General features: G+C 63.9%; 10 protein-coding genes. 4 read left to right on the top strand and 6 right to left on the bottom strand.

The features are described from left to right. Positions 1-183: 183 nt before the first annotated feature. Positions 184-1,104, top strand: coding sequence for a transposase (locus B8784_RS11070; protein ID WP_084396516.1), 921 nt, complete (start codon positions 184-186; stop codon positions 1,102-1,104). A 258-nt stretch (positions 1,105-1,362) separates the two neighbouring features. Here the strand turns inward: B8784_RS11070 and B8784_RS11060 are convergent, their stop codons facing one another. Together B8784_RS11060 and B8784_RS11055 are read right to left on the bottom strand one after the other, a co-directional pair. Continuing rightward, entirely contained in the window at positions 1,363-1,830 is a 468-nt protein-coding gene (locus B8784_RS11060) for a GNAT family N-acetyltransferase (RefSeq protein WP_084398014.1), read from the bottom strand. 127 nt (positions 1,831-1,957) lie between these two features. Next, positions 1,958-4,240: a TonB-dependent receptor gene (locus tag B8784_RS11055; RefSeq protein WP_084398013.1), complete on the bottom strand. Its 2,283-nt coding sequence runs from the start codon at positions 4,238-4,240 to the stop codon at positions 1,958-1,960. A gap of 218 nt (positions 4,241-4,458) precedes the next feature. Here B8784_RS11055 and B8784_RS11050 point away from each other — a divergent pair, with 218 nt between their 5' ends. The 3 genes from B8784_RS11050 (at position 4,459) to B8784_RS11040 (ending at position 6,246) form a co-directional block, all read left to right on the top strand. After that, a complete protein-coding gene (locus B8784_RS11050; RefSeq protein ID WP_143435432.1) occupies positions 4,459-4,962 on the top strand; it encodes a hypothetical protein in 504 nt (167 codons plus the stop codon). Between the two features lie 33 nt (positions 4,963-4,995). Then, positions 4,996-5,550 carry a DUF1697 domain-containing protein gene (locus B8784_RS11045; protein WP_084398011.1) on the top strand — a complete coding sequence of 185 codons (555 nt, stop codon included), beginning with the start codon at positions 4,996-4,998 and terminating at the stop codon, positions 5,548-5,550. A gap of 78 nt (positions 5,551-5,628) precedes the next feature. After that, the gene (locus B8784_RS11040; protein ID WP_143435431.1) at positions 5,629-6,246 is read left to right on the top strand and encodes a hypothetical protein; all 618 of its coding nucleotides are present in this window, start codon (positions 5,629-5,631) and stop codon (positions 6,244-6,246) included. A gap of 14 nt (positions 6,247-6,260) precedes the next feature. On the opposite strand, the gene yihA is transcribed toward B8784_RS11040, so the two are convergent. The 4 genes from yihA to rpmH are packed head-to-tail and all read right to left on the bottom strand — an operon-like array spanning position 6,261 to position 9,330. Next, the gene (gene yihA, locus B8784_RS11035) at positions 6,261-6,905 is read right to left on the bottom strand and encodes a ribosome biogenesis GTP-binding protein YihA/YsxC (RefSeq protein WP_084398009.1); all 645 of its coding nucleotides are present in this window, start codon (positions 6,903-6,905) and stop codon (positions 6,261-6,263) included. After that, positions 6,902-8,743, bottom strand: a complete 1,842-nt coding sequence (gene yidC, locus B8784_RS11030; RefSeq protein ID WP_233356069.1) for a membrane protein insertase YidC — start codon at positions 8,741-8,743, stop codon at positions 6,902-6,904. Before yidC ends, yihA begins: the two co-directional genes overlap by 4 nt. Before the next feature lie 36 nt (positions 8,744-8,779). Further along, entirely contained in the window at positions 8,780-9,163 is a 384-nt protein-coding gene (gene rnpA / locus B8784_RS11025; RefSeq protein ID WP_084398021.1) for a ribonuclease P protein component, read from the bottom strand. A 32-nt stretch (positions 9,164-9,195) separates the two neighbouring features. Further along, complete coding sequence (rpmH, locus tag B8784_RS11020) at positions 9,196-9,330, bottom strand: 50S ribosomal protein L34 (RefSeq protein ID WP_018148127.1); 135 nt, start codon at positions 9,328-9,330, stop codon at positions 9,196-9,198. Positions 9,331-9,472: the final 142 nt, after the last annotated feature.

The following is a 9,472-nucleotide window of genomic DNA, read 5'->3' as shown; positions in this document are numbered from 1 at the left end:
CTCATCCTTGTCTGTTTGAAGTGTGCGATAGAGGGGTGGCAGGCGAGACCCCGTTCTCATCCTTGATTTGACGGATCGTGGCTCAGCCAGGGGCTCGCCTGCCGGGTACGACAGTTGTGTCGCCTGAACAGTTGCCAGGGGCGGTGACAGCCGACCCCGTATGACAAGGACAGGATTTTCTTCATGTCACACCCTGCTCTCGGCGTCGATATTTCCAAGACGCATCTCGATGTCTTCGATCCGCGTGACGGCTGCTTTCACCGGCTGTCCAATGATGCGGCAGGGCTCGATACCCTCTGTCTGCTGGCTCCCCCATCCATCGTCTTCGAGGCCACAGGCCCTTATGGCGAAGCGCTCGAACGGGCGATGAGCCAGGCTGGCGTGCGGATGTACCGGGTCAACCCGCGCCAGGCGCGCGAGTTTGCCCGCGCCTCTGGCGTGCTGGCCAAGACAGACCGTGTCGATGCCCGGCTCCTGTCGGCCATGGCCGGCCAGATCAGCCTGCCGGTGCACGTCCCACCCGCACCCGGCGTGCAGGTCCTGCGCGAGCTTCACGCCTACCGGCATGATCTTGTTGAAGCCCGAAAAGCCTGTCTCAACCAGCTCGAACGCTATCGCTGCGGCCCGCTGGTGCGGCGGCTGAAAGCCAGGATCGCAGGCCTGACCCGACAGATCGTCACCATGGACAAGGAGATCGCGGTCCATATCGAGGCCGATGACACCCTGGCTGGCCGGGCCCGCCTCATCGCCAGCGAACCGGGCGTCGGACCGGTCACAACCGCAGCCCTGCTCGCCTTCCTGCCAGAGCTCGGACACCTGGCCCGAAGACCCATCGCAGCCCTTGCAGGCCTTGCTCCCCATGCCCATGAAAGCGGAAGCTTCAGGGGAAAACGCCGGGTCTGGGGCGGGCGCGCAAGGGTGCGCGAAGCACTCTACCTCGCCGCCCTCTCAGCCTCGCGCCATCACCCAAGGCTCAAGCAGACCTACTGCGCCATGCGAACCGCTGGAAAACCTCCAAAGCTCGCCCTCATCGCTATCGCCAGAAAACTCCTCACAATCCTCAACGCAAAACTCAGAAAACATGACATCCAATACAGTTGCTGAGCGAAGTCGAAGGACGGGGGCCGGGCTCACGATATCCGCGCTCGTGGTTCGACTTCGCTCACCATGAGCGCTTCCATCCCGACATTTTCCTGCCGCGCTCCCACCGGAGTCTGCGGCCGCTGGTGCTGCCTCCACGGGCCGATCTTCCCGGCGAAGGCCGGGATCTCATGCCATTGAAGCGGTCCGCCCGGTTTCACGAGGTCCCGGCCTTCGCCGGCATGAGCGGCGCGGATGGCCTCGCACAAAACCCCGTGCGGCCTACAGGTCCAGCCGCATGAAGACCGAGTTCCGGTCCTCCCGATAGCCCTCGAACGGCCCGCAATAGGCAAAACCGTGGCGCTCATAGAGCTTGCGGGCGGGGTAGAAGGCGTCCTGGGCCCCGGTCTCGAGATAGAGCGCGGACCAGTAGCGCGCGCGGGCCTCTGCGATCAGGTGGGAAAGCATCTGCCGGCCGAGCCCGCCCCGGCGCAGCTGGGCGACGGTGTGCATCGACTTGATCTCGCCGGAGCGCCCGCCGGACAAGGTCTTCAGCGCGCCGCAGCCGATGAGCACGCCATGGCCCTCGCGCATCGCCCAGACGGTGATGCCCGGCTGTTTCAGCCCGTCGATCTGCAGCGCATGCGAGCTTTCGGGCGGGGAAGTCTCGAGCATCAGCGCCTTGTGGGCCCGGATCAGGCTCACAACGTCTTCCGCCTCAAGGTCGGCCAGCTCGATGGAGATGCTCATGTCAGCGGTGTATGTTGGCCCTCTGCGGTGAAGATCAAGGCGGATTCGGAGCGGCCCCGGCCAGCCATGGCCCCCGGCGCCGGAACCGCTCCGTCAGGGGCCGTTCTGTCCCCTGTTCCCGTCGCCTCTAGAAGGCCTTGCGGACCCGCGCCCCGAAGAAGGTCGGCGCGCCGGAAATGAAGGTCGGAATGCCGAAACCGTCACCGGTATTGCCCGCGTCGATGATGTATTCCTCGCCGAGCATATTGGTGACATAGGCCTCCACGCCGAAGCCGTTTTCCAGGTCGAGCTGGAGGTTGAGATTGAGCAGGCCGTAGGGGTCCTGGCTGATCAGGTCGCGCTCGGTATTGTCGAAATAGACCTCCGACTGCCAGGTATAGCTCGGCACCAGCGTCACCTCGCCGAAACCGGCATCGGCCAGCAGGATGCGCGCCGAGACGCTCGCCTTGTGGTCCGGCGAAAGGCGCAGCTTGTTGCCGCTATAGGGCGCAGCCTCGTCCTCGTCGAAGCGGGCGTGGTTGTAGCCATAGGAGGCGACGAGGTTCAGCCAGTCGCTGGCGATCCAGTTGGCCTGGGCCTCGATGCCTTCGGCCTTGGCATCGCCGGCATTGATCGGCTCGATCAGGCCCTCTTCGGTGATCTCGGTCGACTGGAAATTGCTGTAGTCGTAATAGAAGGCCGAGGCGTCGAAATTGAGCGCGCCATTGAGGAAGACGCCCTTGATGCCGGCTTCATAGGCGTCGACGATCTCCGCATCAAGGATGGCAAACCCCGCCGAGGGCGCGGAGGCCGAAGCCGTGATAACTTCCGGCCGGCGCCCGCGCGCATAGTTGGCGAACAGGTTCACCGTGCCGGTCAGCTCATATTTCGCCGCCGCCCGCCAGGTGAGGTCGTCGAAAGTCTTGCTCTCTTCCATGAGGCCGTTCGACGGCTGCACGAAAAGCCCCGCCCCGGTCAGCGCGCTCGGCCCATTCAGCAGGTCGACGATCAGGCCGCTGGTCTTGTCCTCGGTGGTGTAGCGAACGCCGGCGGTGAGCTGGAAGCGGTCGGTGAGATCGACCGTGCCATCGGCGAAGACGTCGATCGCCTGGGTCTCACCGTAATTGGTGTACATCTCCTCGTGGATCGGCTTCAGCGGAACGACCAGCGTGCCGCCAGACTGCTGGAAGGCGGTGAGGTTGATGTCCGGGAAGGCACTCGCCGGCGGCGCGTTCGGCGGGGTGAGGAAGCCGCCGAGAAGCGCCTGGACGGCGCGCTCATCGAAGGTCAGCGGAACGCCCTGCTCGCCATCCTCGTCGAGATAGCTCGCCCCGACAAAGCCGCGCACCCGGCCGCCATCATCATAGTTGAGGCGGACTTCCTGGCTGTACTGCTCGCCCTTGGCGTCTTCCCCGAAAATCAGCAGATCAAGCCCGAAGCCGTCGGGATCGAACACTTCCAGGCTGTCAAAGTCCCGCCAGCCGGAGATGGAGGTCAGCGACAGCTTGTCATTGATCGTCCAGTCGGCGAGCAGGGTCACGCTGCGGACCTCGCGCTCGAGGCCCAGTTTTTTGCCGCCGAGAAAATCCCCGAACGTGTTGAGATTGGCCGGCTCCCACGGGTCGGAGGAGCGGCCGGGAAGCGGGTCGAAACGCTTCGACTTGAAGCTCGTGCCGGAGGGCTCGTCCTTCTGATAGTTCGCGATCAGGTCGAAGCGCAGCTCGCTGGAGGGCTCGAAGGCGAGCGAAGCGCGGACGGCCTTCATGTCCTGGCTGTTGAAGTCTTCTTCCTCCGGGTTGAGGCTTTCGACATAGCCATCACGCTCCCGCAGGCGCCCGGCCACGCGAAAGGCCAGCTTGTCCGTAATCGGGCCGGTGACATAGCCGTCGAGATAGCGCTCGTCATAATTGCCGATACCGGCAGTGACCTGGCCGGAGAAATCGAATTCCGGCTTGGCCTGGATCACGTTCACCCCGCCGATCAGCGCGCCCCGGCCGAACAGGGTCGGCTGCGGGCCTTTCGCCACCTCGACGCGTTCAAGGTCGAACAGCTCGACGATGGAGCCACGCGAGCGAGAGATGGAGACACCGTCCTGGAAGATGGCGATGCGCGGTTCGATGTTGGATTCGCCGCTGTCAGAGGTAATGCCGCGGATCACGAAGCCCGGATTGTTCGGGCTCTGCTCCTGGACCTCAAAGCCCGGCACATAGCGCGCCAGCTCGCTGAACTCATCGAGGCCGAGATCGTCCAGCAGCGCGTCATCGATCGCAGAGACAGCGACAGGCACATCGCGGAGATTTTCCGCGCGCTTTTGCAGCGTGACCGTGATGGTCGACTGGCGCAATTCATCGCTCGTGTCCTGCGCACTGGCCGGCATGGCCAGGCCCGCAAGCAAGGCGAGCGAGGTGGACGTAAACAGGATCGATTTCATCGGGAGGCTCCACTGTTTTTGTGTTGGCGGAGCGGCTCATAGGCCCGCATTGCAACAGTCAGACGACGATCCGGCGGTTGCCCGCGCATTTTTGCGGCTGTTGCCGTTGGGACACGGGCAGGCGGCGGGCGCCTGCTGCTCAGATCCGTTCATCCTGCAGTCAGACAAACCGCGCTAACCCCTTGCGGCACGGACGAAAAATGGCGATGGTTGTGGGGATGACGTACGCACGGAAATGGACGACAGCCGGCTTTGGCGCAGGGCTCTCTGGGCTCATGCTCGCCGCCGGCTGCTCCAGCCAGGACATGTCGATGCTGTCGGCCTCGATGCAGGAGGAGGTCGCGAACGCGGCCTATACCGCCTCTTACAACGGCAACGCGTCCTACAGCCCCTCCTATGGCTACGGCTATTCCGGGCCCTACTGGTCCCCGCGCACCTTTGGCAGCTATAGCGGCTGGCCAGCCAATTACACCTATGGCGACTTTGTAGGCTACAACCAGTGCCGCCACACGGGCAGCTTCTATACCTGCGACACCAATGGCGACGGGCTGGCCGATTCCTATGGCGATGCCGAGGACGGCTCCTATGCCTCCAGCTCACTGCGCGTGAACGGTCGGGGCGAGGCCTTTACCTGGGGCAATGAGTGCGGCTGCTGGCAGCGCAATCGTGCCTATGACGGCCCGCGCAAGCCTGACGAGGTCATCATCCATGATGACGACTAGGCGCTGGGCGCCCTGCAGCGCGTTCCGACACATATGAAGCGATGGATCGTCTTCCTGCGCGGCGTGAATGTCAGCGGCAGCAACCGCCTGCCGATGAAGGAGCTGCGCGCGGTGCTGGAAGAGGAAGGCTATGAAAAGGTCGAGACCTATATCCAGAGCGGCAATATCGTCTTCGACTCCGGGCACGAAAACTATGCAGACGTCTCTCATGACCTGACGGACCTGCTGCGCGAGCATTTCGGCATCACGCCGCGCAGCCATGTCTATTCGCCTCAGGACATCTCCCGGATCATCCAGCTCAACCCGTACAAGGAAGAAGGGCTGGAAGCGCCGAAATCCGTTCATTTCTTCCTGCTGGCCGAGCCGGCCGGTGAGGCCAATCTGGAGCGCCTGTCTGAACTGAAGGCGTACAACGAAGCCTTCGAACTGACGGACGACGCCCTCTACCTGCACGCGCCCGACGGCATTGGCCGCTCGGACCTCGTCAAGGAGCTCGACCGGGCGCTTGGCGTGGCCATGACCGGGCGCAACATGCGCACGCTCTACAAGGTCGCCGCGCTGGCCGGCCTGGATGTCGAGGACCTCTGAGCCCGCCTCACGCCGCATTCATGTCGCAGTCAGGTGACGTGCGCTAGCTTTTCGGTCAAGCGACCCGGAAAGCATGACATGAGCCACCCCTCCAGGACCAGATGGACACGGGCCGGACTCGCCCTTGGCCTGCTCTCGGCCGGCCTGTTCACAGCAGGCTGCACCACTGGCTACGGCTATTATGGCGAGAGCTACGACCCGTACTATTACGGCGACGGTTATTATGAGGGCAGCTATTACGAGCCCGGCTATTACGCCCCGAGCTACAGCTATGGCGAGACGATCTACTATTCCTCGCCGCGCCAGCATTATCGCGACCGCTACATCCGTGACCGCCATCGCGGCCATGGCAAGGATGAGCGTCACCGCCCGCGTGGAGACCGGGCCGGACACAGGCCGGATCCCCGCCATACCGGTCATCGCGGGGACCGCGGCCGGGACGGCAACCATCGCCCCCGGCATGACCGCACAGACCGGAGAGACCGCCGGGACCGGGGAGAGCGGGGCCGTGGGAACCGGTCAGACCGGGGGGACAGGCATCACCGGCAAGACAGATCCCGCGACCGGGGCCGTGACCATCGACAGCGCGCAAATGATCGCCAGCGCAGGGAAAGCCGTGAGCGGCGCATGATTCAGAGAACCAGGGATGAGCTGCGCGGCGACCGGAGCATTACCAACCCCACGCACCACGACTAGGCCCTCAAAGAGACTCAGGCGCTGAGCTGAAGGATCTCGGCCCGCAGCTCCGGCAGGCCCCAGCCCTTCTCGGCTGACGTCACCCGGATCACCGGATGCGCGGCCGGCCGTTTTGCCAGCGCCGCCTCGATCTTCGCCCTGGTCTTCTCGGCCTCGGTCTTCTTCACCTTGTCGGCCTTCGTCATGACGATCTGATAGGTCACCGCCGAGGCATCGAGCATGTCCATGACCTCGCCATCAGTGTCCATCAGCCCGCGGCGGCTGTCGATCAGCAGAAAGACACGGCGCAGATTGACCCGGCCCTGCAGGTAGCGAAGCGTGAGGCGCTGCCATTCCTGCGCCTGGCTGCGCGAGACCTTGGCATAGCCGAAGCCCGGCAGGTCGACGAGCCAGAGCCGGCCCTCGCCGAGATCGAAATAGTTGAGCTCGCGCGTGCGCCCCGGCTCGGAGGAGGCCCGTGCCAGATTCTTGCGATTCAGCATCGCATTGATCAGCGAGGACTTGCCGACATTCGAGCGCCCGGCAAAGGCGATCTCCGGCCGGTCGGCGTCGGGCAGCTGCGAGAGCGAAGCCGCGCCGAGGACAAAGTCGCACGGGCCCGCGCAGAGCACACGCGCAGCCTCCAGCGTTGCCTCGTCAAACTCGGATGTCTCGCTCAAGCCTCTTCCTTTTCACCCCGGCCCAGGATCCGCTTGATCAGCTTGTCCAGCTCGGTGTCGACGCCATTGCGGCGCATGATGAAGTATTGCTGGATCAGCGACAGCGTGTTCGACCATACCCAGTAAAGCACGAGGCCTGCGGCGAAGCCGGCAAAGACGAACATGAAGATGAGCGGCAGGAAGCGCATGATCATCTTCTGCGTCGCGTCGTTCGGCGGCGGCGACAGCGACTGGATGGCCGTCATGGTCACGCCGTAGAGGATCGGCAGGATACCGATGCCGAGGATCAGGCCGAGGATCGGGATGGATTTCACGTCAGCCGCCGCCCAGGGCAGCAAGCCGAACAGGTTGCCGATGGCCGTCGGGTCCGGCGAGGAAAGGTCCTGGATGTACCAGAAGGGCGTGTGACGCATCTCGATCGTCACATAGAGCACCTTGTAGAGCGCGAAGAAGATCGGGATCGTGAACAGGATCGGGATACACCCGGCAATCGGGTTGGCCTTCTCCCGCTGGTAGAGCTTCATGATCTCCTGCTGGCGGCGCTGCGGGTCGGCGGCAAAGCGCTCCTGAATCTCCTTCATCGGCTCCTGGAGCTTCTTCATCTTCGCCATCGACTTGTACGACTGGTTGTACAGCGGCACCAGCGGCAGGCGCACGATCACGGTCAGCGCCAGCAGGGCCGCGCCGAAGGTGCCGAGATTGTGCTCGAGCCAGCGCAGCAGGCTGAAGAGCGGCTTGGTGATGTAGTAGAGGATATTGCCCCAGTCGATCGCATCCTCGAAGCGCGGCACGCCGGCCTGCTCGTAATCCTTCAGCACCGCGAATTCCTTCGCGCCGGAGAAGATACGGTTCTGCGAGGTGATCGTCTCGCCCGGCTCGATGACGCGCCCGGCACTGGCGGCGGTCACCTGGAAGACCGCGCCGGTTTCACGCGAAAGGCGCTGATAGCGTCCGGCGAACTCATATTGCTGCTCGGGGATGAGCGTTGTCATCCAGTACTTGTCGGTAAAGCCGATCCAGCCGCCTTCGGAGGCGCGGCGCTGGCCCATATCGTCGGCGTCCTTGAGCCCCTTGCCCTTGTCGAGGTTCTTGTAGTTGCGCCAGGTCAGCTTGCCGTCGAAGACCGCCAGGAGGCCCTGGTGCGCCATGCCCGAGGTACGCGAGGAGCCCGGATCGGTCGCGTCGAGAAAGTCCTTCCATTCGCCATGCCGGCGGATCGAGCCGAGCGGCGCAATCGTGCGCGCTTCGCTGCCGGTATTGGTGACACGGTCGGTGAAGGTGAACATGTAGTTCTCGTCGACGCTGACCGTGCGCTCGATCGAGACGCCATTGCCCTGATAGGTCATGGTCACCGGCGAATTCGTCGTCAGGTTCCCGTCACCCTGGACCTGCCATTGCGCCGACGGGCCGGCCACCGGCGTGTTGCCGTCGAACCAGTACCAGCCGGCATAATAGCCATACTCGGCATTGGTCGGGCGAAGCAGGCGCAGCTCATGCACCCGCTCGACCGTGGTGAAGTGATCCTTGAGCTGCAGGTCGTCGAGGATACCGCCGGTCATGCGGATCGAGCCATCGACGCGGTCGGCATCGAAGCTGACACGCTCATTCGCCGCCAGGGCCTCGTCCACGCTCGGCGCCAGCGTCACGGCCTGGCTGGCAGCGCTGCTGGTGTCGGGTGTCTCGGCCTGCTTCTCGGCTTCGGCCTGTTCCTGGGCCTCGCGGCGCTCTTGTTGTTCCGGATTGATGACCAGGGCCTGGTAGGCAAACACGAAGGCGATCATCAGCACCATGGCGATGATGAAGTTACGCTGGTCCTGCGGGTCCATCCCCTGATTCATGTCGAGTGTCCGCGGTGATTACAAAAATAAAGGGGGTCAGGCCGTGCCCGACCCCTGATTCAAGGCTGCGGCGAGGCTTATCAGCGCGCTTTCCATATCGTCAAGCAAGCGCTGCCAGTCGATCCCGGCGGTTTCCATGCGGGCGATGAAGACATAATCAGCCCCGGGCACACCGAAGTGCGGCAGAAGCTCGCGGGCCGCAGCCTTGAGACGACGCCGCGCCCTGTTGCGCTTGACGGCGTTTCCGGTCTTCTTCGTGGCAGTGAAACCCTTGCCGATATGCGCCTTGCCATCCTTGCGGTGGCGCGCCTGTATGACGAGGCTGCGCCGGCGCTCGGACAATCCGCCGCGCACAAAAAGAAACTGAGGCCGCACGGTAAGCCGGACGACCTCAGTCATGGAGTCAGTTTCGTTTGCCATGGGGCTGCCCCCAAGCGCAGACATGCGCCGGTTTAGGCGGACAGTCTCTTGCGGCCCTTGGCACGACGGCGGGCGAGCACCTTGCGGCCATTCTTGGTGGCCATGCGGGAGCGGAAGCCGTGGCGGCGGGCGCGCTTCAGGCGGCTGGGCTGAAATGTACGTTTCATGGGCTTACGCCTTGGACTTGTGTTGACCGAATTCGGAAACCGCGGCTGATACAGGCTGATCCCGGGCCGGTCAAGGCTGTGATGCCAGTCCTTTGACCCTCACGGGAGTTTGATGCCGGCGCGGCCTGTCGTGATGTGTGCC

It is taken from the genome of Henriciella aquimarina, from assembly GCF_002088975.1.
In the GTDB taxonomy this organism is placed as follows: Bacteria; Pseudomonadota; Alphaproteobacteria; order Caulobacterales; family Hyphomonadaceae; genus Henriciella; species Henriciella aquimarina.
The sequence above is the reverse complement of the archived record's forward strand: the minus strand, read 5'-3'. Positions and strand labels throughout refer to the sequence as shown.

What these genes read in the sequence shown, in the direction of transcription:
- B8784_RS11070 (WP_084396516.1), top strand. Translation starts at nt 184, where the DNA reads ATGTCACACCCTGCTCTCGGCGTCGATATTTCCAAGACGCATCTCGAT.
- B8784_RS11060 (WP_084398014.1), bottom strand. Translation starts at nt 1,830, where the DNA reads ATGAGCATCTCCATCGAGCTGGCCGACCTTGAGGCGGAAGACGTTGTG.
- B8784_RS11055 (WP_084398013.1), bottom strand. Translation starts at nt 4,240, where the DNA reads ATGAAATCGATCCTGTTTACGTCCACCTCGCTCGCCTTGCTTGCGGGC.
- B8784_RS11050 (WP_143435432.1), top strand. Translation starts at nt 4,459, where the DNA reads ATGACGTACGCACGGAAATGGACGACAGCCGGCTTTGGCGCAGGGCTC.
- B8784_RS11045 (WP_084398011.1), top strand. Translation starts at nt 4,996, where the DNA reads ATGAAGCGATGGATCGTCTTCCTGCGCGGCGTGAATGTCAGCGGCAGC.
- B8784_RS11040 (WP_143435431.1), top strand. Translation starts at nt 5,629, where the DNA reads ATGAGCCACCCCTCCAGGACCAGATGGACACGGGCCGGACTCGCCCTT.
- yidC (WP_233356069.1), bottom strand. Translation starts at nt 8,743, where the DNA reads ATGAATCAGGGGATGGACCCGCAGGACCAGCGTAACTTCATCATCGCC.
- rnpA (WP_084398021.1), bottom strand. Translation starts at nt 9,163, where the DNA reads ATGGCAAACGAAACTGACTCCATGACTGAGGTCGTCCGGCTTACCGTG.
- rpmH (WP_018148127.1), bottom strand. Translation starts at nt 9,330, where the DNA reads ATGAAACGTACATTTCAGCCCAGCCGCCTGAAGCGCGCCCGCCGCCAC.